The organism is Rhodococcus kronopolitis (genome assembly GCF_042654025.1).
Taxonomy (GTDB): domain Bacteria; phylum Actinomycetota; class Actinomycetes; order Mycobacteriales; family Mycobacteriaceae; genus Rhodococcus_G; species Rhodococcus_G kronopolitis.
The window spans coordinates 166,965-189,561 of the sequence record NZ_JBHSFO010000002.1 but is presented as its reverse complement, the minus strand read 5'-3'; the positions used below and the strand labels follow the sequence as shown (position 1 = coordinate 189,561).

At 71.5% G+C, this 22,597-nt stretch carries 21 protein-coding genes; 8 read left to right on the top strand and 13 right to left on the bottom strand.

The genetic code is table 11. The annotated features are described in order from the left end of the window. Position 1: 1 nt before the first annotated feature. Positions 2 to 589 carry a peroxiredoxin gene (locus tag ACFO6S_RS04040; RefSeq protein ID WP_378414381.1) on the bottom strand — a complete coding sequence of 196 codons (588 nt, stop codon included), beginning with the start codon at positions 587 to 589 and terminating at the stop codon, positions 2 to 4. Between the two features lie 227 nt (positions 590 to 816). On the opposite strand from ACFO6S_RS04040, the gene ACFO6S_RS04035 reads away from it, so the two are divergent. Further along, positions 817 to 1,737 carry a hydrogen peroxide-inducible genes activator gene (locus ACFO6S_RS04035; RefSeq protein ID WP_378414378.1) on the top strand — a complete coding sequence of 307 codons (921 nt, stop codon included), beginning with the start codon at positions 817 to 819 and terminating at the stop codon, positions 1,735 to 1,737. A gap of 110 nt (positions 1,738 to 1,847) precedes the next feature. Here the strand turns inward: ACFO6S_RS04035 and ACFO6S_RS04030 are convergent, their stop codons facing one another. After that, on the bottom strand, positions 1,848 to 2,687 hold the full coding sequence (locus ACFO6S_RS04030; RefSeq protein WP_378414377.1) for a LysR family substrate-binding domain-containing protein: 840 nt from the start codon (positions 2,685 to 2,687) through the stop codon (positions 1,848 to 1,850). Between the two features lie 84 nt (positions 2,688 to 2,771). Here ACFO6S_RS04030 and ACFO6S_RS04025 point away from each other — a divergent pair, with 84 nt between their 5' ends. Further along, positions 2,772 to 3,209: a DUF5997 family protein gene (locus ACFO6S_RS04025; RefSeq protein ID WP_378414375.1), complete on the top strand. Its 438-nt coding sequence runs from the start codon at positions 2,772 to 2,774 to the stop codon at positions 3,207 to 3,209. Between the two features lie 181 nt (positions 3,210 to 3,390). Next, the gene (locus tag ACFO6S_RS04020) at positions 3,391 to 4,128 is read left to right on the top strand and encodes a hypothetical protein (RefSeq protein ID WP_378414374.1); all 738 of its coding nucleotides are present in this window, start codon (positions 3,391 to 3,393) and stop codon (positions 4,126 to 4,128) included. A gap of 45 nt (positions 4,129 to 4,173) precedes the next feature. Here ACFO6S_RS04020 and ACFO6S_RS04015 read toward each other — a convergent pair whose 3' ends face one another. The 3 genes from ACFO6S_RS04015 to ACFO6S_RS04005 form a co-directional block, all read right to left on the bottom strand. After that, positions 4,174 to 6,678: a DEAD/DEAH box helicase gene (locus ACFO6S_RS04015; protein WP_378414372.1), complete on the bottom strand. Its 2,505-nt coding sequence runs from the start codon at positions 6,676 to 6,678 to the stop codon at positions 4,174 to 4,176. 39 nt (positions 6,679 to 6,717) lie between these two features. Next, positions 6,718 to 7,143, bottom strand: a complete 426-nt coding sequence (locus ACFO6S_RS04010) for a cupin domain-containing protein (RefSeq protein WP_378415210.1) — start codon at positions 7,141 to 7,143, stop codon at positions 6,718 to 6,720. A gap of 116 nt (positions 7,144 to 7,259) precedes the next feature. Beyond that, entirely contained in the window at positions 7,260 to 7,628 is a 369-nt protein-coding gene (locus tag ACFO6S_RS04005) for a DUF4267 domain-containing protein (protein WP_378414370.1), read from the bottom strand. A gap of 82 nt (positions 7,629 to 7,710) precedes the next feature. Between ACFO6S_RS04005 and ACFO6S_RS04000 the strand changes: the two genes are divergently transcribed. Then, positions 7,711 to 8,277, top strand: a complete 567-nt coding sequence (locus ACFO6S_RS04000; protein ID WP_378414368.1) for a TetR/AcrR family transcriptional regulator — start codon at positions 7,711 to 7,713, stop codon at positions 8,275 to 8,277. A 1-nt stretch (position 8,278) separates the two neighbouring features. Here ACFO6S_RS04000 and ACFO6S_RS03995 read toward each other — a convergent pair whose 3' ends face one another. Together ACFO6S_RS03995 and ACFO6S_RS03990 are read right to left on the bottom strand one after the other, a co-directional pair. Then, a complete protein-coding gene (locus ACFO6S_RS03995) occupies positions 8,279 to 9,316 on the bottom strand; it encodes an alpha/beta fold hydrolase (RefSeq protein ID WP_378414366.1) in 1,038 nt (345 codons plus the stop codon). Positions 9,317 to 9,426: 110 nt separating this feature from the next. After that, positions 9,427 to 10,377 (bottom strand): PAC2 family protein, encoded by a 951-nt coding sequence (locus ACFO6S_RS03990; RefSeq protein WP_378414365.1) that lies wholly within the window; start codon positions 10,375 to 10,377, stop codon positions 9,427 to 9,429. Positions 10,378 to 10,643: 266 nt separating this feature from the next. Here ACFO6S_RS03990 and ACFO6S_RS03985 point away from each other — a divergent pair, with 266 nt between their 5' ends. Both ACFO6S_RS03985 and ACFO6S_RS03980 read left to right on the top strand, forming a co-directional pair. Continuing rightward, positions 10,644 to 11,342 (top strand): sensor domain-containing protein, encoded by a 699-nt coding sequence (locus ACFO6S_RS03985; protein WP_378414363.1) that lies wholly within the window; start codon positions 10,644 to 10,646, stop codon positions 11,340 to 11,342. A gap of 107 nt (positions 11,343 to 11,449) precedes the next feature. Further along, positions 11,450 to 12,568, top strand: coding sequence for a DUF4192 domain-containing protein (locus ACFO6S_RS03980; protein ID WP_378414361.1), 1,119 nt, complete (start codon positions 11,450 to 11,452; stop codon positions 12,566 to 12,568). On the opposite strand, the gene ACFO6S_RS03975 is transcribed toward ACFO6S_RS03980, so the two are convergent. The 3 genes from ACFO6S_RS03975 to ACFO6S_RS03965 are packed head-to-tail and all read right to left on the bottom strand — an operon-like array spanning position 12,546 to position 15,328. Further along, entirely contained in the window at positions 12,546 to 13,583 is a 1,038-nt protein-coding gene (locus ACFO6S_RS03975; RefSeq protein ID WP_378414360.1) for a phosphatidylinositol-specific phospholipase C, read from the bottom strand. The genes ACFO6S_RS03980 and ACFO6S_RS03975 overlap by 23 nt on opposite strands. Before the next feature lie 53 nt (positions 13,584 to 13,636). Continuing rightward, positions 13,637 to 14,635 carry a UDP-glucose 4-epimerase GalE gene (gene galE, locus ACFO6S_RS03970; RefSeq protein ID WP_378414358.1) on the bottom strand — a complete coding sequence of 333 codons (999 nt, stop codon included), beginning with the start codon at positions 14,633 to 14,635 and terminating at the stop codon, positions 13,637 to 13,639. Positions 14,636 to 14,641: 6 nt separating this feature from the next. Next, positions 14,642 to 15,328 carry a metal-dependent transcriptional regulator gene (locus tag ACFO6S_RS03965; protein ID WP_378414357.1) on the bottom strand — a complete coding sequence of 229 codons (687 nt, stop codon included), beginning with the start codon at positions 15,326 to 15,328 and terminating at the stop codon, positions 14,642 to 14,644. 167 nt (positions 15,329 to 15,495) lie between these two features. Here ACFO6S_RS03965 and ACFO6S_RS03960 point away from each other — a divergent pair, with 167 nt between their 5' ends. Together ACFO6S_RS03960 and ACFO6S_RS03955 are read left to right on the top strand one after the other, a co-directional pair. Further along, entirely contained in the window at positions 15,496 to 16,782 is a 1,287-nt protein-coding gene (locus tag ACFO6S_RS03960) for an acetoin utilization protein AcuC (protein ID WP_378414355.1), read from the top strand. Further along, positions 16,775 to 19,456 carry a bifunctional acetate--CoA ligase family protein/GNAT family N-acetyltransferase gene (locus ACFO6S_RS03955; protein ID WP_378414354.1) on the top strand — a complete coding sequence of 894 codons (2,682 nt, stop codon included), beginning with the start codon at positions 16,775 to 16,777 and terminating at the stop codon, positions 19,454 to 19,456. Before ACFO6S_RS03960 ends, ACFO6S_RS03955 begins: the two co-directional genes overlap by 8 nt. Before the next feature lie 95 nt (positions 19,457 to 19,551). Here the strand turns inward: ACFO6S_RS03955 and ACFO6S_RS03950 are convergent, their stop codons facing one another. From ACFO6S_RS03950 to ACFO6S_RS03940, 3 genes are all read right to left on the bottom strand, one after another. After that, the gene (locus ACFO6S_RS03950) at positions 19,552 to 20,523 is read right to left on the bottom strand and encodes a sigma-70 family RNA polymerase sigma factor (protein ID WP_378414352.1); all 972 of its coding nucleotides are present in this window, start codon (positions 20,521 to 20,523) and stop codon (positions 19,552 to 19,554) included. A 142-nt stretch (positions 20,524 to 20,665) separates the two neighbouring features. Next, the gene (locus tag ACFO6S_RS03945; RefSeq protein WP_378414350.1) at positions 20,666 to 22,171 is read right to left on the bottom strand and encodes a DUF7782 domain-containing protein; all 1,506 of its coding nucleotides are present in this window, start codon (positions 22,169 to 22,171) and stop codon (positions 20,666 to 20,668) included. A gap of 37 nt (positions 22,172 to 22,208) precedes the next feature. After that, the gene (locus ACFO6S_RS03940; RefSeq protein ID WP_378414348.1) at positions 22,209 to 22,577 is read right to left on the bottom strand and encodes a DUF3099 domain-containing protein; all 369 of its coding nucleotides are present in this window, start codon (positions 22,575 to 22,577) and stop codon (positions 22,209 to 22,211) included. Positions 22,578 to 22,597: the final 20 nt, after the last annotated feature.

Here is a 22,597-nt window from a genome sequence, read left to right as displayed (position 1 = left end):
GTCAGACGCTCTCGGAGAGCAGCTCGCCGACGTTGATGGTCGGGTCGCCCTTCTTCCAGTTGCAGGCGCACAGCTCGTCGGACTGCAGTGCGTCGAGAACGCGCAGCACCTCGTCGACGTTGCGGCCCACGGAGCCGGCGGTGACGGACACGAACTGGATCTCGTTGTTCGGGTCGACGATGAAGGTGGCGCGGTCCGCGACGCCGTCGGCGTTCAGGACGCCGGTGGCCGCGGCCAGCTCACGCTTGAGGTCCGAGAGCATCGGGAAGGGGAGCGTCTTGAGCTCGTCGTGCTGCGCGCGCCACTGGAAGTGCACGAACTCGTTGTCGACGGAGGCGCCGAGCACCTGCGCGTCGCGGTCCGCGAACTCCTCGTTGAGCTTGCCGAAGGCGGCGATCTCGGTGGGGCACACGAAGGTGAAGTCCTTGGGCCAGAAGAACACGATCCGCCACTTGCCGGCGTAGTCGTCGCTGGTGACGGTGGTGAAGTAGTCGTCGGGCTGCTGGGCGTCGACCTTGGAGAGGTCACCGCCGATGACGGCCTTGAGGTTGTACGCCGGGAACTGGTCGCCGATGGTCAGCAGAGCCATGTGTGGTCCTCCTACTTGTGCGGGTCCACGGCGCGGTCGGCGCCGTGACTTCTCTCGGACATGGGGCAGTACACCGGGTTGCGCCGGAGTCGGCGCACTGGTGCGGTCGGTGTACTGGTGGTTTCACCCGGGTGAGCCGCGGTGTTCTGCGCTCAACTCGGTATGAGTCCATAGTGCCCGAAGCTATGCAAAAGGTAAAGGCGATAGGTGCCACTACACTGATAGGTATGGCTGATCAGACTTATCAACCCACACTGTCGCAGCTGCGTGCCTTCGTCGCGGTCGCCGAGTATCGCCACTTCGGTACGGCCGCAGCGCGATTGGGTGTGAGTCAGCCCACACTCTCGCAGGCGCTGGCGGCGCTGGAGAACGGTCTGGGAGTGCAGCTGATCGAGCGCAGCACCCGCCGCGTGCTGGTGACCCCAGCCGGCGCGCAGCTGCTGACCCAGGCGAAGGTCATCCTCGAGGCCGCCGACGGTTTCGTGGCCACCGCGGCCGGGGTGGGCGACGCGCTCGCAGGCGCGCTGCGGATCGGCCTGATCCCGACCATCGCCCCCTACCTGCTGCCGACGTTGCTGCCGGCGTTGCGCACGGAGATGCCGGCGGTGGCCCCGCAGGTGGTCGAGGACCAGACCGCGCGGCTGCTGGACTCGCTGCGCAGCGGCGTGCTCGACGTGGCGCTCCTCGCGCTGCCGTCCGAGGCGCCCGGCATGACCGAGATACCGCTCTACAAGGAGGATTTCGTGTTGGTGGTGCCCCGGGGGCACGAGCTGGCCGGCCGCGGCGACCTGTCGCTCGACGTGCTCGACGAGTTGCCGCTGCTGCTGCTCGACGAGGGACACTGCCTGCGGGACCAGACGCTGGACCTGTGCCGTTCGGTGGATGCGCGACCGGTCTCGGGGGACACCCGGGCGACCTCGCTGACCACCGTGGTCCAGTGCGTGGCAGGCGGTCTCGGCGTCACCCTGGTGCCGGAGTCGGCGGTGGCGGTGGAGACCGGGCGCAGCGACCTCGAGGCCGCGCGGTTCGCCGCACCCGTGCCGGGCCGGACCGTCGGGCTGGTGTTCCGGGCGTCGAGTGGCCGGGCCGAGAAGTTCGGCAGGCTGGCGGATCTGGTGAAGTCGTTGGTACCGAACGGGACTCGGTAGCGCGACGCGACCGGGGTGGGTCCGCTCACGAACGGGCGGATACCGGGACTGTCACGCGGCCGTTGTCCCGGCACCGCCCGTTCGGCGGGGCTGATTGCGTCGTGGTGAGGTCAGCGGCGGCCGCGGCCGCCGGAGCCCTTCCCGCCGCGCTTGCTGGTGGCCTTGCCTGCCGTGCCCTTCGCCTGCGGCTTGCCCGCACCGCCCTTGCCCGACGAGCCGGTGACCAGCATGGCCTTGCCGGACGGCGTCTTGCCCGCGGCCGCGCGGGCCGCGGCCTTGTCTCGGGTCTTCTGCGCCGCCGTGCGCTTCGGCGCCGGGCCGGCGTCGGTGGCGGTGCCGCGCGAGCTGTGCACGGTGCGTCCGCGCACGATGCCGATCAACTCCTCGACCAGCTCGGTGGTCGTGTCCTCGGGCCAGACCAGCGCGATCGGCGACTCCGGCGCGTCGGTCACCGTCCGGTAGGTGAGGTCCTTGCGGTGGTGCAGCCGGGCCAGCGACTGGGGGACCACGAGCACCCCGATGCCTGCGGCCACCAGTTCGACGGCGTCGGCCGTGGTCTCCGGGCGCTGCGCGGCCGGCTCGCCGGGCAGCTCGGACCACTCGAGCATGTCGTCGAGGGGGTGCAGAACCACCTCGCCGGCCAGGTCCGCCACGGCGAGCTCGTCGACGGAGGTGACGACGTGCTCCTTCGGGATCACCACCACCGGGGTCTCGGCGTAGAGCGTGATTGCGCTCAGCGGTCGCGGGCCCTCGCGGTCGATCGGCAGCCGGGCCAGGGCGGCGTCGACGGTGCCCTCGCGCAGCGCGTCGGCCACCTCCAGGGCGGGCAGCGACACCAGTTCGAGCCGGATGTCGGGGAGGCGTTCGATCCAGGTCCGCACCCACTTGGTGGGCGTGACACCGGCGACGTACGCGAGCCGGAAGGTGGGCGACGGCGCCGAATCGGTCATCGGGTCAGGTTACGCGGCCGGGGAGATGTCGACGACCGGCGCACCGCCCAGGCTCCCGGGTCGGATGCTCGTTACCCTTAGTCCATGACGTCGCACAAGAGCACCCAGACAATGAAGCCCGCAACCGCGGCAAAGAAGCTGGGTGTGTACCTCGAGGCCACCCCCGCAGAGTTCCAGGCGGGCCCGATCTCCCGTGACGACCTCGCCGCCATGCAGGCCGACGCCCCCGCCTGGCTGGTCGAACTGCGCGCCAACGGTCCGCATCCGCGTCCGGTGGTCGCGGCCAAGCTCGGCGTGTCCATCGCGGGTCTGTCCCGCGGCGGTATCGAGGAGGCGCTGACCACTGCACAGATCGAGGAGCTGCTCGCGGACCAGCCCGACTGGCTGCAGGCCGAGCGTGCCTCGCTGGTCGCGGTCCGCAAGGACGAGCAGCGGATCAAGGAGCAGCAGGCGGCCCGCCGGGAGCAGTCCAACCGCCGCGAGCGGCACGCCAAGCCGATCCTGCACCGCGGACAGGACTGAGTCCGCCGGCCGGACGGCCCCGACGCACTACGGCGGTCCGGCCGCATTTCCCCGCGTGCCGGGCCCTCGACGGTCGGCGAGGCGACGCCCGAGCTGCACGAATTGCACCCGACCGACTCGACTAGGGTGTCCGGGGCTCGGTCGGCGAGTCCGAGCGGATCCGCGATCAGGAGGCCCACGCGTGACGAACCCGGGTGACATCAGCACCGAACCCACCGTCGAGCTCCCCCGGGTGAGCGTCAGCGCCGAGACCACCGCGTGGACCGCCGCTCCGGCCCCCGCGCCGATCCCGCGACCGGTTCCCGCGCCTGACCCGCGGCGAGTCGCCGAGCCGGTCGCGAGCCCGGCGCCGGAGCCGACCCCCGAGCCCCCGCGACGCGGGCCCGCATTCGTGGCGGGGGCGTCCGTGGCGGCGCTGGTGATCGGCGCGTTCGGCGGCTACCTGTACGGATCGTCGGGTTCGGAGTCGGGGAGAACCGATACCGCCGCCGTCTCCGGCACCGATCCCGGCGCGGCACCGGTGCCCGGACCGGGCCAGTTCCTGTCCACGGTCGGCACGGTCGACTCCGTCGCCGGCGATTCCTTCGTCCTGGTGATCGGGGACGGCACGCGCGCGCCGGTGCGGACGACGAGGACCACCAGCGTGATCACCCTGCGGGGCAGCGCGCCCACCGACCTGTGGGTCGGGGACTCTGTGGTGGTCGCGGGGGTCCAGATGGGGCGGGAGATCGCCGCGAACCTGGTGATCGCGGGCAACCTGCCGGGGCTGGTGCCCACCACCGCACCGGATCCGGGCATGGCCGCGGAGCCGGACACGGCCGAGTCGGACGCGGACGAGTCGGACGCGGCCGAGGATTCCCAGTCGGACGACGCCGGGTCGCAGGGCGCGGCCGAGTCGGACGCCGACACTACGAACTGAGCCCGGACCGCCGTCGGCCCGGCCGGACCGGTGCCGGGGGCGGCCTCAGCCCTCGAGCACCTCGAACTCGTCGAAGATCACCTCGCCGGCCGCGTCGGACTCGGCCAGGTTCACCTCGCCGACCAGCGCCCAGCCGTGGTCCCCGTTCGGGTCGGCCAGGGTCTGACGCACCCGCCACAGCTCCGGCTCCCGCGAGATGCTGATCAGGTGCGGGCCGCGGGCGTCGGGGCCGGTACCGATCTCGTCGTACTCCTCGAAGTACAGCTCCGTCAGGTCGGCCCAGTCCTCGGCGTCGAGGCCGTCGCCGAGCTCGGCGAGCAGGTCCCAGCGCTTGCGGGCGGCCAGCGCCACCCGCTTGAACATCGCGTTCCGGATCATCACCGTGAAGGCGCGGGTGTTGGCGGAGACCGGTCGGGGGATGTCCGCGCCGTACGCGATCTGCTGGTCGTCGGCCTCGACGCCCGGGTTGGTCAGCTGCTCCCACTCGTCGAGCAGCGACGAGTCCACCTGACGGATCAGCTCGCCCAGCCACTCGGTGATGTCCTCGAGCTCCTCGGTGCGCGCGGCGTCCGGAACCGTCTGGCGCAGCGCGCGGTACGCGTCCGCGAGGTACCGCAGCACCAGACCCTCGGAACGGGTCAGGCCGTAGTGGCTGACCAGTTCCGCGAAGGTCATGGTCTTCTCCACCATGTCCCGGACGACGGACTTGGGGGAGAGCGCGAACTCGGAGACCCAGGGATGCCCGCCGCGGTACATCTCGAACGCCGGGAAGAGCAGCTCCGCCAACGGCTTCGGCCAGGTGACCTCCTCGAGCAGTTCCATCCGCTCGTCGTACTCGATGCCGTCGGCCTTCATCTGCTGGACGGCCTCGCCCCGGGCCTGGTGCTGCTGGCCCATCAGGATCTGACGCGGGTCGTCGAGCGTCGACTCGATCACCGAGACCACGTCGAGGGCGTAGGTCGGCGCCTCGACGTCCAGCAGTTCGATCGCGGCGAGGGCGAAGGGCGAGAGCGGCTGGTTGAGCGCGAAGTCGCGCTGCAGGTCCACCGTCAGCCGCGCCATCGAGCCGTCGGCGTCCGGGGTGTCGAGCTGCTCGACGATGCCGGCCTGCAGCAGGCCGCGGTAGAGCGCGATGGCCCGCAGGATGTGCTTGCGCTGCTGAGCGCGCGTCTCGTGGCTGTCCTCGAGCAGGTGCCGCATCGCGTCGAAGCAGTTGCCGGGGCGCGCGATCACGTTGAGCAGCATCGAGTTCGACACCTGGAAGCGCGAGGTCAGCTGTTCCGGCGACGCGGACACGAGCCGCTCGAACGTCGGCTCGCCCCAGGAGACGAAGCCCTCGGGCGCCTTCTTGCGCTGGATCTTCTTGAGCTTCTTCGGGTCGTCGCCGGCCTTGGCGACCATCCGGTAGTTCTCGATGTCGTGCTCGGGTGCCTGCACCACCACAGTGCCCATGGTGTCGTACCCGGCGCGGCCTGCGCGGCCGGCGATCTGGTGGAACTCGCGGGCCCGCAGGTGCCGGGTGCGGGTGCCGTCGTACTTGGTGAGCCCGGTCAGCAGCACCGTGCGGATCGGCACGTTGATGCCGACGCCGAGGGTGTCGGTGCCGCAGATGACCTTGAGCAGGCCGTCCTGCGCCAGCTTCTCGACCAGTCGGCGGTACTTCGGCAGCATGCCCGCGTGGTGGACGCCGATGCCGTGACGGACCAAGCGGGACAACGTCTTACCGAACCCGGTGGTGAACCGGAAGGAGCCGAGGGCCTCCGCGATGGCGTCCTTCTCGGCGCGGCTGCTGAAGTTCACGCTGGTGAGCGCCTGCGCCCGCTCGAGCGCCGCGGCCTGGGTGAAGTGCACCACGTACACCGGCGCCTGGTTGGTGGTGGCGAGCTCCTCGATGGTCTCGCCGACGGGGGTCTTCGCGTACGAGAAGGTAAGCGGCACGGGACGTTCGGTGCCGCCGACCACGGTCGTGGGCCGGCCGGTCCGGCGGGTGATGTCCTCCTGGAAGAAGGAGACGTCGCCGAGGGTCGCGGACATCAGCAGGAACTGCGCATTCGGCAGCTCGATCAGCGGGACCTGCCAGGCCCAGCCGCGGTCCGGCTCCGAGTAGTAGTGGAACTCGTCCATCACCACCTGGCCGATGTCGGCCCCGGCGCCCTGGCGCAGCGCCAGGTTCGCGACGATCTCCGCGGTCGCGCAGATGATCGGCGCCGACGAGTTCACCGCCGCGTCGCCGGTCATCATGCCGACGTTCTCCGCGCCGAACACCTCGCAGAGGGCGAAGAACTTCTCGCTGACCAGTGCCTTGATCGGCGCGGTGTAGAAGGTGCGCCGCCCCTCGGCGAGCGCGGCGAAGTGCGCGCCGATCGCGACCATCGACTTCCCGGACCCGGTGGGGGTGGACAGGATGACGTTGGCGCCGGAGAACACCTCGATCAGCGACTCCTCCTGCGCCGGGTACAGGGTCAGTCCCTTCTCGCCCGCCCACTCCGAGAAGGCGTCGAAGAGCGAGTCGGCATCGGGACTGTCGGGGAGGAGGTCGGTGAGGAGCACCGATACAGGCTATCGGTCCCCGGCGGGCCCGGTGCACCGTCAGCGCGGGAGCGTCGCGTTGCGGTCCCGCCACCACAGCGGCGCGTCGACGAAGTGGTTGTCGTACTCGTCCTGCGCTGCGGCGAGCTCGTCGAGTGTCGCCTCGCCGGCCTGGATCCGGGCGAGCAGCCGGAAGTACTCGAACCGCTCGACGCCGGGAGTGAGCACGATCAGCACCCGCGCCGCCGAGTCGGGCGTGGCGCCGAAGGCGTGCGGCATCAAGCGGGGCACCACCAGTGACCCACCGGCTCCCACGGTCTCGATCCGGTCGCCCGCCAGCACCCGCAGTTCGCCCTCGACGACGTAGAACAGTTCGGATGACCTGGTGTGGAAGTGCGGCGCGGCGCCGTTCGCGCCCGCGCGCAGCCGGACCTCGAGGGTGCTCAGTGCGCCGCCGGTGGCGGCGGAGTCGAAGAGCAGGTGCATCGACGCCTCGTCGTTCCCGATCACCTCGGCCGCTCCCTCCGGTAGGGGGAGTGCCTGGTCGGTGGGATTCGTCCTGTCGGACATCGCAGTCTCCTTCGGTTCCGGTGGTCGTGGTGTCACGCGGCGAGCAGCGCGCCGGCGAGGAGCAGTGCCAGTGCGGTGGCTCCGTGGATTGCGAACGCGGCCTTACGGTTTCCCTTGTTGGCGAGGACGATGAGCATGTCGCCGATCGGGATCACCGCGAGCACCAGGACCAGCAGGGCAAGTTGGTCGCGCGCGGCGATGCTGAAGACGATCACCAGCAGTCCGGTGGCGATGTCGCGGATCCCCTTGACCTGCCACCAGCCGCGGGCGTCGGGCGCGGGGAGGGCCGGCAGACCGAACGCCGCGGCGTTGCCCTCGTTCCTGGCGAGGTAGGCGACGCCGATCGCGATGATCCCGAGCGCGCCGATCCAGCTGATGACGAGTCCGATCGAGGAGAGCATGTGACTTCCTTCCGGTCGTTGGATATCTATCAACGATAGAATATTGATGGATGGAAATCTACCAGTGATAGGATCTCGTCTTGTGGGAACTCGAGAACGCAAGGACCGTGAGCGACAGGACCGCGAGCGCAGGATCGTCGAATGCGCTCGGCGCATCGCCGAGGACGACGGGTGGCCCGCGGTGACCACCCGGCGGCTGGCCGACGCGATCGAGTACAGCCCGCCCGTGCTGTACGGGCACTTTCCGGAAGGTCGGGACGGCATCGTCAACGCGGTTGCGCTCGACGGGTTTCGGGACTTCGTGCGAGCGATGACGCAGGCGACGGAGGGTGTCGCGGAGTCAGATCGCCTGACGGTGTTCGTCCGGGCCTATCTGCGCTTCGCCGCGGAGCACCCGGCGACCTACGAGGCGATGTTCTCGATGCGGCTGGCGGTGCGCTTCGCGGACGCGTCGACGCCGCCGGAACTGCGGGAGGCCTTCGCGGTGCTCGCGTCAGCGGTCGGCGCCACGTCCACCCAGGACGCCGGAACCAGGGCCGAGGTCTTCTGGAGCGCGCTGCACGGGATGTGTGTGCTGGCCCGCGGCCAGCGGCTCGCCCCCGAGAACGAGGCACTGCGCGTCGCGGTGCTTGCGGAGCTGTTCGGCTGATTCAGGTGGCGCTGCGCTCGTCCGCACCCATGGCGCCGAGCACGGCCTCGCGCGTCGACGTCGAGCCGGTGATCTGCTCCTCGCCGACGCCGGCGATCAGCTTCTGCCGCCAGGTCTCGGCGTCGTACTCCATGGGTCGGGTGGACTCGATGAACTCCTCGACCACCCGCAGGAACCGGATCGGGTCGTCGTGGAACGGGAAGTGTCCGCTGCCGGCGAAGATCTCCAGGCGGGACTCCGGCAGGGCCGAGTGGGCCAGGTGTGCGTGCGAGACCGGGATGACGGCGTCGACGTCGCCCCAGATGATCTGGACGGGCAGCGTGCCGGTGAGATAACAGCGGTCGAGCATGGTGACCACCTGGCCGCGGTAGTCCACGACCGCACGCAGGGTGCGCAGGAAGGCCTCGCGGGCGGTGGGGTCGGGCAGGTCGCTGAGTACCCGGACCAGGTCGGGGGCGTCGTGGAAGACCGTGACGGACTTGAAGGGGCCGCGGTAGAGCTGGTCGGCGACCACGGCCAGGACCTTCAGTGCCGTCCGGCAGCCCGGCACCTGCAGCAGCCGCAGGGCCGAACCGGCGACCGGGACGGCGGCGAACCGCAGCGCCGGGTTGACGTCCTTGGTGACCCCGCCCGGGGCCACGACCACGAGCCGCTCGACCATCTGCGGGAACTGGTAGGCGAACTGCAGGGCGACGCCGCCGCCGAGCGAGTGGCCGATCACCGTGGCCCGCTCGATGCCGAGCACGGTCAGCAGGTCCCGCATGCCGTTGGCGTATGCGGCGATGGAGTAGTCGGCGCGCGGCTTGTCGGAGCGGCCGTGGCCGAGCAGGTCCGGGGCGATGACCGTGAAGTTCTTCGCCAGGTGCGGGATCACCTCGTTCCAGGTGGCCGAGTTGTCGCCGATCCCGTGGATCAGCAGCAGGGCGGGCCCCGAGCCCGCGATCCGGAACGCCCGCCGGTACCCGTGGACGGTCCGGAACGCCAGGCGCGGTTCGGTGTCCGGCACGGTTCGCAGCGCCCGGTCTCGTCGTGGGCTCATGTCGTCTCCTGTCGCCGGTCCGTCCCGGAGTGCTCCGGGAACTGTCCGCTGATCAACTGGACGATCGTACGATTCCCGCCCCCGACGCGCGCGACAACTGGCGAATGACGCTACCGATCGTCGCCGTCCGGGTCGGGGTTGTCGCCGAGTCCCGCCTGTTCGGCGAGGAATCGCTCGAACTCCGCGCCGAGCTCGTCGCCGCTCGGCAGGTCGCCGCTGGTGGCCAGCAGGCTGGACTGCTGCTCCTGGGCGGCCACGTAGGTGTCGTACTGACGCTCCAGCGCATGCACCACCGACTGGACCTCCTCGTTGCCGGTGATCTGGGCGTCGACCTGTTCCCGGACCCGCGCGGCGGCCTCGCCCAGTGCGGCCAACGGCAGCTCCAGGTCGGAGATCTCGCAGAGGTTCTCGAGCAGGGTCTCGGCGGCCGCCGGGTACTCGGTCTGCGCCAGGTAGTGCGGCACGTGCACCGAGTAGCCCAACGACTCGTGTCCGTGCTGGGCCATCCGCATCTCGAGCAGCGAGGAGGCGCTGCCGGGGATCTGCAGCTCGCCGGCCCAGCTCTGGTTCTCGCCGATCAGCTCCTTGTTGGGGGAGTGCGCGGTCACCGTCAGCGGACGGGTGTGCGGGATGGCCATCGGGATGGCGCCGAGCCCGACGGTCCGGCGGACCCCGAGTTCCTCGGCGAGCAGCCGGACGGCGGTGGTGAACCGCTCCCACTTCAGGTCCGGCTCCAGGCCGGCGAGGAGCAGGAACGGGGTCCCGGCGGTGTCCTTGAGTGCGTACAGGTTCAGCTGCGGCTCGTCGTAGTCGGCGAAGTGGTCCGCCTTGAACGTCATGGTGGGCCGCCGCGACCGGTAGTCGATCAGCTCGTCCACCGCGAACGAGGCGACCAACTCCGATTCCAGGCTCTCGCGCAGGTGCGTGGTGGCGAGCTTCACCGCGTGCCCGGCGTCGGAGAACCCCTCGAGTCCGTGGACCAGTACCGGGCCGCGGCCGTCGCCGGGCATGACCTGTGGCGCCGGGAATTCGAGCTCGTACATTCTCGACTGATCGTCCATCGTGACCCCTTCGCTTCTTGTTCTCCACCAGTGTCCCTCACGGAGTGGGCAATCGCCCAGTCCCGCCCGTTGGTTGGAGAGCGTCCGGGGACCGGAAATCATTCCCGATGACGAGGGGATTGCGCTGACAGCGAACCGGATCGCCGCGGGGAGGTCCGCGAGCCCGACACCGGCGTCCGCCTGGGTGCCCGACGGGGGCCGGGGTGGCAGAGTGGGCACCGACGGCACGGGTGTGCCGGTCGTCCGCAGAGCTTGGAGGGTCGAAGTTGAACCGCCGCATCCTTGTCGCAGGTCTCGCCGCCGCGTCGCTGGCCCTCGCCGGGTGCTCGTCCACCGTGGCCGGGGTGGCCGCGCCGGACTCGTCGGCGGCGCTGGTCGGCACGACGGCCCCGATCGAGGCCCCGCTCAGCTCGATGCTGCTGACGCCCGCCGACTTCCCCGCGCCCTACGAGGCGATCGTGCTGCCCGCGCAGGCGGTGTCGCAGGCGGCGGGGGACCTCAGCGGGTTCCCGGCCGGGGCGAAGGTGGACCCGGCCGGCTGCAAGCCGCCGAGCCAGGACTACGGCGAGAACGGCACCGCGATGATCGTCGGCACCGACAACGCCCAGCGCGCCACCATCTCGGTCGAGCTGATGCGCACGGCCACCCCGCTGTCCGTCCGCGCCCAGGAGATCGGCAGGTGTTCCGAGGTGGTCACCACCAAGAACGGGGCCCAGGCCACCGTGAAGACCACCGTCGTGCCTGCACCGCCGCTCAACGCCGACGACACGCTCGCCCTGCGGCAGACGGTCACCTCGGGCGAGGGCGCGGAGACGGTCACCCAGTCGACGCTGACGCTGCTCGCCCAGGTGCGGGACGTGCGGGTGTCGGCCACTTACATGTCGTTCGGAACCGGGGCGCCGGATTCGGCGGCCCTGGACCAGGTCTTCACCGAGGCCGTGCAGCGGGTGAACGCCGCGGCCTGACCGGCGTGGACGGTCCCTGTGGATGGCCCCAGAGTTCTCCACAGGACAGCTGAAGTCGCAGGTCGCGAGCCGGGCGGCGGCGGTCCGGGGGAGCAGTGTTGCCGGGCATGGCAACCAGCTACCCGAACCCCCGCCCCTCCGTCCCCGGCACGGTCCGGATCACCGACCCCGGTGACCTGATCGCGTCCGTCCCCGCACTCCTCGGCTTCCGGCCGGGCCGCTCGCTGGTGTTGATCTGTCTCGGCTTCGCCGCCGATGCCGTCCCCGGTGCCGCGCCGTGCACCGTGCGGGCGGTGCTTCGCAGCGACCTCCCCGAGACCGCCTGTGGGCCGTTCGATCTCGAACCCCTGCGCCGGGTGGCACAGGCCTGCGAGCGGGAGCGGATCGAGTCGGTGACGGCGGTGTTCGTCGACCCGGACGACTCCGCCTGCGCCCGCCTCATGCACGAGAACCTGCTCGACGAGCTCCGGGAGTGCCTGGACGGGTACGGCGTGGAGCTCGAGGACGTCTACGAACTGGCCGCGCTCACGGCAGGCGAGACCTGGCGCGGACTGCGCGGCGCAGGGAGCCGCGGGGTGCTGCCCGACCCCGGGGCGACGCAGGTCGCCGCCGCCCGGGTGCTCGCGGGCCGCGTCATGCACGGATCGCGGGAGGAACTCGAGGCCCACGTGCGCCCGGCAGGCGGGACGGACCGGGGCGCGATGACGGAACTGCTGACGCAGGCCCGTGCGCGGGCGGCGGGCGGGTCCGCGGGCCGGGACGCCGGCGCCCGCGACCGCGAACTGGTCGAACGGGTCCTGGTCGCGGTGGCGCGCAACGACTCCGGCGACGAGCACACCGCCGACGAGCTCGTCGAGATCGCGCTGGCGCTGGCGGTGCCACGGGTCCGCGACTGCCTGCTCGGGCTCACACTCACCGACGAGGCCGACGCCGCCGAGCGGATGTGGCTGCTGCTGGCCCGCACCCTGCCGCCGCCGGACTGCGCGCAGGCAGCCACGATGTACGGCTTCAGCGTCTACTGCCGCGGCGAGGGGCCGATGGCCGGCATCGCCCTGGTGGCGGCGCTGGAGGCGGACCCCCGCCACCGCCTGGCCGGGCTGCTGGACCGGGCGCTGCAGCGCGCCGTGCACCCGGACGTCGTCGCGGACCTGGCGGCGACCGGGCTGGAGCTGGCCGCGGGTATCGGGGTGGCGATGCCGCCGGTCAGCGGAAGTTGTGCGAGATGACCGTCTCGACGAGCTCCGCGGTCGGGAAGTCGGCCATCACGACGCCGGTGCGGCCGACGGTCTCCGGCAGCAGGTACTGCGTCGCCCGCGCGTTCATCCCGGGCATCTCCGGGGTCCCGCGGGCAATCGTGACCGGCAGCGCGCCGGACGCCATCGCGACCGGGTCGGGGACGCCCGTGGCGCTGAGGTGGTTGACGAACAGGACCTTCGACGGGCCGGAGTCGGTGCGTTCGAAGTGGATCCGGGCCTTGTCCCACTTCTGTGGCAGGTCGGCGAGGTTGCCGAGTTCGAAGTCGTCCTGGATGTCGGTGTGCGAGCCCTCCCAGACCGGTCCGTACGGCTTGGTGGCGGCGAAGTCCTGCAGGACGACGATCTTGCCGCGGGTCTCGCCCAGGGTGGGGATCCGACCGTCGTACCGGGCCGGTGGGGTCCACAGGTGCGCGGCCAACAACGGTGCGGTGTCGGGGTTGTCGTGGATGTACCAGTCGAGGGTCTGCTCGTAGCTGCGGGTGTTCTCGACCTCGGTGTGCTCGGTCTTGAGCCGCATCAACACCGTCTCGGTGGGGTTGGCCCGGAGGAAGTCGGTGGTCTGGCGGACCACGTCGGTGAAGTTGGCGTTCAGGTACTCGAGGCCGTGGTGGATCGTGAACGCGTCCCGGAAGTGCCGGGTGCGGATGTCCAGGGCGCGGACCCCCGCCTCCAGCTGTTCCGGGAGGGTGTGGTCCTGGGTCTGCGCGACGATCGAGGCGCCCGCGGTCATGGTGTCGTGCGTGGCGGGGACGGACAGCGAGGCCAGGCTCGCGCGCCCCGGCAGTCGACCCATCCAGTCCGGGTCGTGGGCGCTGCCGAGCCCACTGTCGGCGACCGATCCCGACGACCCGGCGGAGCCCGCCGACCCGACCGGCGCGGCCACCGCCGCCGGGGACAGGAACATCGTCGTGGCCAGGACGGCCGCGGCGGCGATCGGGATCAGGCGTGGGACGCGTCGGACGGGCAGCTCGGGGGAGGACACCATGGCGGGCAGCATGGCACGCCGCGTCCGACCCCCGAGCGCCTTTTCGTCGAGGATCAGTCGCGGTGGGCCGCGTGCGAGCGGTCCCCGAGCGCCTGCAGGAAGGTCCAGGCGTCGGCGACGATCTCGTCGAGATCGGTGTGCGCCGGCCGCCATCCGAGCTCCGCGATTGCGCGCTCGCTGGACGCCACCAGCACCGCCGGGTCACCGGCCCGACGCGGCGCGTCGGCCGCCTCGATCGGCAGTCCCGTCACCCGGCGGCACGCCTCGATCACCTCGCGCACACTGAAACCGGCGCCGCTGCCGAGGTTGTAGATCGTGTGCGTGCCCGCGCTTGCCTTCTCCAGTGCCAGCAGGTGCGCCTCGGCGAGGTCCAGGACGTGGATGTAGTCGCGGACGGCGGTGCCGTCCGGCGTCGGCCAGTCGGTCCCGAACACCGAGATCTTCTCCCGCTGCCCCAGCGCCACCTGCAGCACCAGCGGGATGAGATGTGTTTCCACGACCCGGTTCTCGCCCGCGCCGCGGTAGGCGCCGGCGACGTTGAAGTAGCGCAGGCTGGTGGCGGCCAGGCCGTACGCCTGGGAGTAGGAGGTGATCGCGTGGTCGATCGCCAGCTTGGTCGCGCCGTACGGATTGGTCGGCCGGGTCGGGTCCGACTCGGTGATCGGAGAGCTCTCGGGCTCCCCGTAGGTCGCCGCGGTCGAGGAGAAGACCAACCGCGGCGTGCCGGAGACCCGGATCGCCTCGAGCAGCGAGAGGGTGGTGACAACGTTTCCGCGCCAGTACTTTTCGGGCTCGAGCACCGACTCGCCGACCAGCGACTGCGCCGCGAAGTGCAGGACGCCGTCGAACCGCGGCCCGGCCGAGCCGTCGCCGAGGACGGAGGCGGCAAGCTCACCGATGTCGCCCTCGACGAACTGCGCGCCCTCGGGCACCGCATCGGCGTTGCCGGTCGACAGGTCGTCGACCACCACCACCTCGTGGCCGCGCTCGATCAGCACTGTCGCGCACACACTGCCCACATAACCGGCTCCGCCGGTGACAAGAAGTCGCACGGGCCGCTAGACCGCCTTGACCTGGACGGCGTGCGCCATCTCTTCGGGCAGCTCGACGCTGTCGTGGCCGGGCACGGTGATCAGCACGAACCCCGGCGTGCGCTCCACCGTCACCCGGGCGTCCGGCACCACGCCTGCGGCCCGCAACGCGTTGATCACCTCGGGGTCGGACTGCACGTGCTCGGCGAGTCGGCGCACCACCACGGCGGTCGCCTTGCCCGGCGCCACGTCGGTGAGCCGCACCAGCGTCTCGCCGTCCTCGACCGGCCGGTCCAGTCCGAGCTGGTCCAGCCCGGGGATCGGGTTCCCGTAGGGCGAGGTGGTGGGGTTCTTGAGAACCTTCACCAGCCGCCGCTCGACCTCTTCGCTCATCACGTGCTCCCAGCGGCACGCCTCGGCGTGGACCTGGTCCCAGTCGAGTCCGATCACGTCCACGAGCAGCCGCTCGGCCAGTCGGTGCTTACGCATCACCGACACCGCGAGCTCGCGTCCCCGGTCGGTCAGTTCGAGATGGCGGTCGCCCGCGACGCGCAGCAGGCCGTCCCGCTCCATCCGGGCCACCGTCTGGCTCACGGTCGGACCGCTCTGCTCGAGCCGTTCGGCGATCCGGGCCCGCAGTGGCACCACGCCTTCCTCTTCAAGGTCGTAGATCGTCCGGAGGTACATCTCCGTTGTGTCGACAAGATCCTTCACGCTCACGCCCCTTCGTCTGCGCCGATTCTACCTGGCTGGACTGCACTTTCGGATTGGCGTCGACACAGCGGGCCGGACCCGGCGCAATACCCCGCCCGGTGTGGCCTCGAAGGTCGAGGACGGCCCGCGCTGTACCGGCCCGTCGGGTGCGCACGTAGCGTGGATCCATGGCAGTGACTTCCTCGCACTCTCCAGCCGGCGCCCGACCGACCAGCGGCGGCGCCGTGGTGTGGAGTCCGGACTACCTGGACTACCGGTGGAGTGCCGAGCACCCGATGAATCCGACCCGGTTGGATCTGACGATGGCGCTGACCAGGGAGCTCGGACTGGTCGAGGGCGTGGAGCTGGTGCGCCCGGTCGCGGCGTCCGACGAGGACCTGCTGCGGATCCACACCCCGGCCTACATTGCGGCGGTCAAGGCCGCCGGTCACGGCCCGGTCCAGGGGCTCGCCGACGCCCGCGCCGACGGTGACGCCGCCCCGCACGGTCTCGGCACGGAGGACAACCCGATCTTCCCGCGCATGCACGAGGCCAGCGCGATCCTCGCAGGCGGCTCGCTGACCGCGGCCCGGGAGATCGCGTCCGGCCGGGCCCGCCGGGCGGTGAGCATCGGCGGGGGAATGCACCACGCGATGCCGAACTACGCCTCCGGGTTCTGTGTGTACAACGACGCCGCCATCGCCGTCTCGTGGCTGCTGGAGAACGGGTTCGACCGGATCGCCTACATCGACGTCGACGCCCACCACGGCGACGGTGTGCAGCATGCCTTCCTCGGCGACCCGCGGGTGCTGACCGTCTCGATCCACCAGCACCCGGCGACGCTGTGGCCCAACACCGGCTGGTCGAGCGAGGTGGGATCCGGTGCCGCGGAGGGCACCTCGGTGAACGTCCCGGTGCTGCCCGGAACCGTGGACTCGGTGTGGCTGAGGGCATTTCACGCGGTGGTACCGGCCGCAGTGGCGGCCTTCCGGCCGCAGATCGTGATCAGCCAGTGCGGCGTCGACAGCCATCGCGAGGATCCGCTCGCCGACCTGTCGTTGACCGTCGACGGTCAGCGCGCGGCCTTCCGGGCGATGCGAGACCTGGCCGACCGCTACGCCGAGGGGCGCTGGCTCGCCGTCGGCGGCGGCGGGTACGGCCTGATCCGGGTGGTGCCCCGGGCCTGGACGCACCTGATCGCGGCCGCCCTCGATCGGGACCTCGACCCGCGGACGCCGGTGCCGCCGACCTGGCGGGACCGGGTCCGGGCGCTGGCCCCGGGCACCCCGTTCCCCGAAACCATGAGCGACGGCAGCTCCGGCGGCTACCTGCCCTGGGACGGACCCGGAGGAACCCCCGTGACCGGCGACGAGGCCGTCGACCGGGCGCTGGTGCGGGTGGACTCCGCGATCATCGCCACCCGCCGCGCGACCTTCCCGCTGCTCGGACTCGACCCGGAGGACCCCCGTGACTGATCACGACAACACCGCAGCCCCCGTCCCGGTCCCGCAGTTCCCGGCGCACTGGGTGGTGGACGTGCTGGCCACCGACGGCGGTGCCGTGCACCTGCGCCCGATCACCCCGGACGACGCCGAGCGGTTGGTCGCCTTCCACGCCAAGCTCTCCGAGCGCACCCGCTACCTGCGCTACTTCGGTCCGTACCCGACGATGTCGAACCGCGACCTCGTCAACTTCACCACGATCGACTACCGCAACCGGGTCGCCTTCGTCGCGGTGCTCGGCGACGAGATCATCGCGGTAGGCAGGTACGAGCGGCTGCTCGACGTCGGCGACGGGAACTCGGCCGAGGTCGCCTTCGTGGTCGCCGACGCGCACCAGGGCCGGGGGATCGGCTCGATCCTGCTCGAGCACCTCGCGGCCGCCGCCGCGGAGATCGGCCTGACCATGTTCGTGGCCGAGGTGCTCTCCGAGAACCGGAGCATGGTCAGCGTGTTCCGGGAGGCGGGCTACCAGGTCAGCCGCAGTTTCGACGGTGGCGTGCTGCGTCTCGAGTTCGCCATCGACCCCACCGAGGCGCTGGTGACGGTGCGCAACTCGCGGGAGCGGTCGGCCGAGGCCCGCAGCGTCCGGAACCTGCTCAGCCCGCAGTCGGTGGCGGTGATCGGCGCGTCCACCGACGACGCCAAGGTCGGCAACGCGGTGCTGCGAAACCTGCTGGGCGCCAGCTTCTCCGGGCCGGTGTACCCGGTCAACGCCGAGAACCGCTCGGTGCGTGGGGTGCGGGCGTACCCGTCGGTGCGGGAGATCCCGGACGACGTCGACCTGGCCGTCGTGGCGGTGCCTGCCGAGGCGATCGACTCGGTGCTCGACGACTGCCTGGCCAAGGGCGTCAAGGCGCTGGTGGTGGTCTCCGGGGGATTCAGCGAGACCGGACCCGACGGCCGCCACTCCGAGCGACGACTGGTGCACGCGGCCCGCGCACACGGGATGCGACTGGTCGGGCCCAACGCGCTGGGCGTCGCCAACACCAACCCGGCGGTGGGCCTGAACGCGACGCTCGCGCCGGTGCTGCCGCCCGCGGGCCGGGTGGGCTTCTTCTGTCAGTCCGGCGCGCTGGGCATCGCCATCCTCGACGAGGCCGCCCGCCGCCGCCTGGGGCTGTCCACCTTCGTCTCCGCAGGCAACCGGGCCGACGTCTCGGGCAACGACCTGCTGCAGTACTGGGACTCCGACCCGGAGACCGAGGTGGTGCTGCTGTACCTGGAGAGCTTCGGCAACCCCCGCAAGTTCTCGCGGATCGCGCGCCGGGTGGGTCGGAACAAGCCGATCGTCGCGATGAAGTCCGGCAGGCACGCGGTGCCGCCGGAGCTGGCCGCGACCGGCGTGGAGATCGACGACTCCATCGTCGCGGCGCTGTTCGAGCAGGCCGGCGTGGTGCAGGTCGGTTCGATCACCCAGCTCTTCGACTGCGCGGTCCTCTTCGGGTACCAGCCGCTGCCAGCCGGGCCGCGGGTCGCGGTGGTCGGCAACTCCACGGCGCTCGGGGTGCTCGCCGCGGACTCCGCGCACGGGCAGGGGCTGGACGTGTGCGATCCGGTGCACCTCGGTGCGCAGGCGAGTCCCGAGGAGTTCGCGGGCGCGGTCGCCGCGGCGGTCGCGTCGCAGGACGTGGACTCGGTGATCGCGGTGTTCGTGCCGCCGGTGGCCATGGACGCGGAGCCGTACGCGAAGGCGCTGCGCGACGCCGCGCGCGACACCAGCAAGCCGATCGTGTCGACTTTCCTTGCCGCGGAGGGCATCCCGGAGGTGCTGGCGGTGCACGGCCCGGACGGCAACCCGATCCGGGGCTCCGTGCCGTCGTACCCCGGGCCGGAGCGGGCCGCCCTCGCGCTGGCCCGCGCGTGGCGCTACGCGGAGTGGAAGTCGCGTCCGGTCTCGAAGGTGGTGCGCCCGGACGGGATCGACGCCGAGCGGGCCGCGACGCTGGTGCGGGGCTGGCTCGGCGACGGCGAGGGCCGGTGGCTCACCGACTTCGAGGCCGCGGAACTACTGGCCTGCTACGGGATCCGGATCGCGGAGTTCGCCTCCGCGAGTACGGCGGACGAGGCGGTCGCGGCGGCCGAGGCGCTCGGGTTCCCGGTCGTGGTCAAGGCGACGCGGGAGCAGTGGCGGCACCGGCCGGACCTGGCCGGGGTGCGACTGGACCTGGACACGGCCGAGGCGGTACGCGGAGCCTACGAGCACCTCGCCCAGGCGTCGGGCGATCCGCTGCTGTACGTGCAGAAGATGGCCCCCAAGGGCATCGGCTGCGTGATCGGAGTCCAGGAGGACCCGTCCTTCGGTTCGCTGATCTCCTTCGGGCTGGCGGGCGTGATCTCGGACCTGCTCGGCGACCGGGCCTACCGGGTGCTGCCGGTGACCGAGGACGAGGCCGTCGAGCTGATCGACGCGCCGAAGGCCGCGCCGCTGCTGTCCGGGTACCGCAGCGCGCCGTCGGTGGACAAGGCCGCGCTGGTGGATCTGGTCCAGCGGATCTCCGCGCTCGGGGACGACCTGCCGGAGGTTCGTGAGCTGGTGTGCGAGCCGGTGCTCGCCAGCGCGGTGGGGGCGTCGGTCACCGACTCCCGGATCCGGCTCGCACCGGAGCCCACCAGCCGGGTGGACCTGGGGCCGCGCCGGCTGCGCTGACGCCAGGCGCCGGCGGCCGGACCGGCAGCGGGCAGGAACAAGGACGGCGGGCCGGTGACTGTGAAGTCACCGGCCCGCCGTCCTGCCGGGAGGAGTCAGCTGGCGTAGGACCGCAGCCGCTCGGCGCGCTCGCCCTGGCGCAGCTTGACCATGACCTCGCGTTCGATCTGCCGCACCCGCTCGCGCGAGAGGCCGAAGATCTTGCCGATCTGGTCGAGGGTGCGCGGCTGGCCGTCGTCGAGCCCGTACCGCAGCCGGATCACCTGCTGCTCACGCTCGTCGAGGGTGCCCAGCACGCTGCGGATGTCGCTGTGCAGCAGGCCCGCGATGACGGTGTTCTCGGCGGAGGTGGCCTCGGAGTCCTCGATGAAGTCGCCGAGCGGCGCCTCCTCGTCGCTGCCGACCGGCATGTCCAGGCTCACCGGGTCGCGGCTGTGGTCGAGCAGGTCGGCGATCTTCGCGACCGGGATGCCCGACTCGCTCGACAGCTCGTCGTCGGTGGCCTCGCGGCCGAGCTGCTGGTGCAGTTCCCGCTTGATCCGGGCCAGCTTGTTGACCTGCTCGACCAGGTGGACGGGCAGCCGGATGGTGCGGGACTGGTCGGCCATGCCGCGGGTGATCGCCTGGCGGATCCACCAGGTGGCGTACGTGGAGAACTTGAAGCCCTTGGCGTAGTCGAACTTCTCCATCGCGCGGATCAGGCCGAGGTTGCCCTCCTGGATCAGGTCCAGCAGCGGCATGCCGCGGCCGGTGTACCGCTTGGCCAGGGAGACGACCAGACGCAGGTTGGCCTCGAGCAGGTGGCTGCGGGCCGCCTGGCCCTGCCGCACGATGGTGGCGAGGTCACGCTTCTTGGCGGCCGTCAGGCGCTTGCGGGTCTCGAGCACGTGGGCCGCGAACAGCCCCGCCTCGATGCGCCTGGCCAACTCGACCTCGTCCGCCGCGGTCAGCAGTGCGGTGCGCCCGATCCCGTTCAGGTACACACGGACCAGGTCTGCGGCGGGGCTCTGGGCGTCCAGGTCCTCGGCGGTGGGCCGTGCTCGTTCGGTGGTGGTGGGGCTTGTCATGGCCTGCCTCCTCATCGGCGTCTCTCATATGGCTCAACGTCGAATGAGGAGGCAAAGTTCCCGTGAGACGTGGGTCACAATGTCTCTGACCTGCAACGATTGGGGGCCCGGCCTGAGAACTTGCTGAGAAGGCGCGCGTGCGCTATTCGGTGGGGAACCGCCCCGGTCGCAGCTCGTCCGGCAGTACCAGGCCGTGCCGCACCAACGAGTGCACGAGCGGGACGGCCGTCGCCGCGAGCTGCTCGGGGTCCTCGCCGTGGGCGGCCGCGAGCAACTCGACCAGCTCGTTCAACACGAGCCCGCCGGGCAGCATTCCGCCCAGCAGCGCCGCGGCCAGGTCGTCCACCTCGTGCTGCCAGCTGGGCCCGTCGCCGCGGTGCACCCGTGCCACCACCTGGCGCCAGCCCTCGTCGCCGGGCAGGTACACCCGTTCGAGCGCGGTCGCGTCCGCCACCACGAAGCGCTGTTCGAGGACGTCCCGGTCGTGCAGCCAGCGGACCCGGTCGAAGTAGCCGAGCGCCTCGTCGCCGAGCGGGTCGGTGAAACCGTGCCGCAGGTCCTCGGCGAGCACGTCGCTGGCCTCGTCGGTGCGCCGCAGGTAGACGAAGCCGAAGCCGATGCCCTCGACGTCGCTGTCCGCGAAGTGCGCGAGCCAGGCCTCCGCCTGGGCGGCGGTCGCGGGGTCCCGCGGGTCAAGGCCGGCGTCGCGCATCCAGGTGCCGACGTACAGCGCCGGGTCCGCGACGTCGCGCTGCACCACCCAGGCGTCGACGCCGTGCGCGGGCAGCCAGGACGCGACCCGGGCCTGCCAGTCCTGCCCGGCGACGTGCACCCAGGACGCCAGCATCGAGGCGGTGCCGCCCGGCGCGAGGTGGTCGAGGGTCCGCGAGATCATCAGCTCGCTGGCGCCGTCCAGGTCCAGCCCCGAGTCGCGGTAGGTGTGCTCGACGCGGGCCCGGCCGACCACGAACGGGGGGTTGGCGACGACGCGGTCGAAGCGCCGACCCGCGACCGGCTCGTACCAGGAACCGGCGAGCAGCTCGACGTCCACCTCGTTGAGCGCGAAGGTCGCCGCGGAGAGCTCCAGCGCCCGCAGGTTGACGTCGGTCGCGGTCACCCGCGTCGCGTACCCGGCGGCATGCAGTGCCTGGATGCCGCAGCCGGTGCCGATGTCGAGGACCGAGCCGGTCGGCGTCGTGGGGGTGCCGCGCAGCAGCGACAGCGACGCGTGCCCGACGCCGAGCACGTGGTCGGCGGCGGTCTGCCGCGGCCGCAGGGCGCCGTCCAGGTCGGAGACCACCCAGCGGTTGCCCGCGCCCAGGTCCATCGGGCGCAGGTCCAGCGCCGCCCGGACCGCGGAGCCGTCGCGTTCGAGCAGTCCCGCCGCGACGGCCTGGTCCAGGTCGACGGGCGCGAGCGCGGCCGCCACCTCGGCGGCCGGGCAGTCGTCGCCGAGCAGGAACAGCCTGGTCAGCACCCCGAGGTCGCCGGCGTCGCGGGTCGCTCGCCGGACCGGCACCGGCTCGCTGCGGCCCAGTGCCGCATGCGCCTGCTCGCCCAGCATGTCGAGCAGGGCGTCGGCGGTGTACTCGGTGCGGTGCAGGGCCTCGCGGAGCGGGCCGCACACGGAGAGCAGTTCGGGGTTCACCCGGACAGTTTCGCAGCCGCGGGCAGGCCCGAGGTGCTCAGCCCTCGATGGTGTGCCGGTCCGGGGGTTCGATCTGGGGCGGGGTCGGGGCGCGGTGGTCGTACCGGCGGGGCTCGTCCGAGCGGCGGGGCGGTCGGTCGTTCGCGACCAGCACCGCGATCCAGGGCAGCGGAATGGAGACGCCGATGATCAGCAGGCTGATCCAGCCGTTGTGCCACTCGCCGTACGCGATCGCGGCGAGGACCAGTGCGGGGATCCGGAAGGCCATCAGGATCGTGTACTTGCGGATCCGGGCGCGCTGCTGGTCCTGGAAGGACTGCGCCGCGTCGGTGATCAGGACCGGATTCTGGGCCGAGTCGTCGTCGCCGGGGTCGGTCTGTCGGAAGAATCCCGAACTCGATGCCATGGCTCCAGCCTTCCACTGCG

Coding starts and splice junctions, on each gene's coding strand:
- ACFO6S_RS04040 (WP_378414381.1), bottom strand. CDS start 589: ATGGCTCTGCTGACCATCGGCGACCAGTTCCCGGCGTACAACCTCAAG.
- ACFO6S_RS04035 (WP_378414378.1), top strand. CDS start 817: ATGGCTGATCAGACTTATCAACCCACACTGTCGCAGCTGCGTGCCTTC.
- ACFO6S_RS04030 (WP_378414377.1), bottom strand. CDS start 2,687: ATGACCGATTCGGCGCCGTCGCCCACCTTCCGGCTCGCGTACGTCGCC.
- ACFO6S_RS04025 (WP_378414375.1), top strand. CDS start 2,772: ATGACGTCGCACAAGAGCACCCAGACAATGAAGCCCGCAACCGCGGCA.
- ACFO6S_RS04010 (WP_378415210.1), bottom strand. CDS start 7,143: ATGCACCTGCTCTTCGACTCCGCCGCCACCGGCGGCGCACTGAGCACC.
- ACFO6S_RS04005 (WP_378414370.1), bottom strand. CDS start 7,628: ATGCTCTCCTCGATCGGACTCGTCATCAGCTGGATCGGCGCGCTCGGG.
- ACFO6S_RS03995 (WP_378414366.1), bottom strand. CDS start 9,316: ATGAGCCCACGACGAGACCGGGCGCTGCGAACCGTGCCGGACACCGAA.
- ACFO6S_RS03990 (WP_378414365.1), bottom strand. CDS start 10,377: ATGGACGATCAGTCGAGAATGTACGAGCTCGAATTCCCGGCGCCACAG.
- ACFO6S_RS03980 (WP_378414361.1), top strand. CDS start 11,450: ATGGCAACCAGCTACCCGAACCCCCGCCCCTCCGTCCCCGGCACGGTC.
- ACFO6S_RS03975 (WP_378414360.1), bottom strand. CDS start 13,583: ATGGTGTCCTCCCCCGAGCTGCCCGTCCGACGCGTCCCACGCCTGATC.
- ACFO6S_RS03960 (WP_378414355.1), top strand. CDS start 15,496: ATGGCAGTGACTTCCTCGCACTCTCCAGCCGGCGCCCGACCGACCAGC.
- ACFO6S_RS03950 (WP_378414352.1), bottom strand. CDS start 20,523: ATGACAAGCCCCACCACCACCGAACGAGCACGGCCCACCGCCGAGGAC.
- ACFO6S_RS03940 (WP_378414348.1), bottom strand. CDS start 22,577: ATGGCATCGAGTTCGGGATTCTTCCGACAGACCGACCCCGGCGACGAC.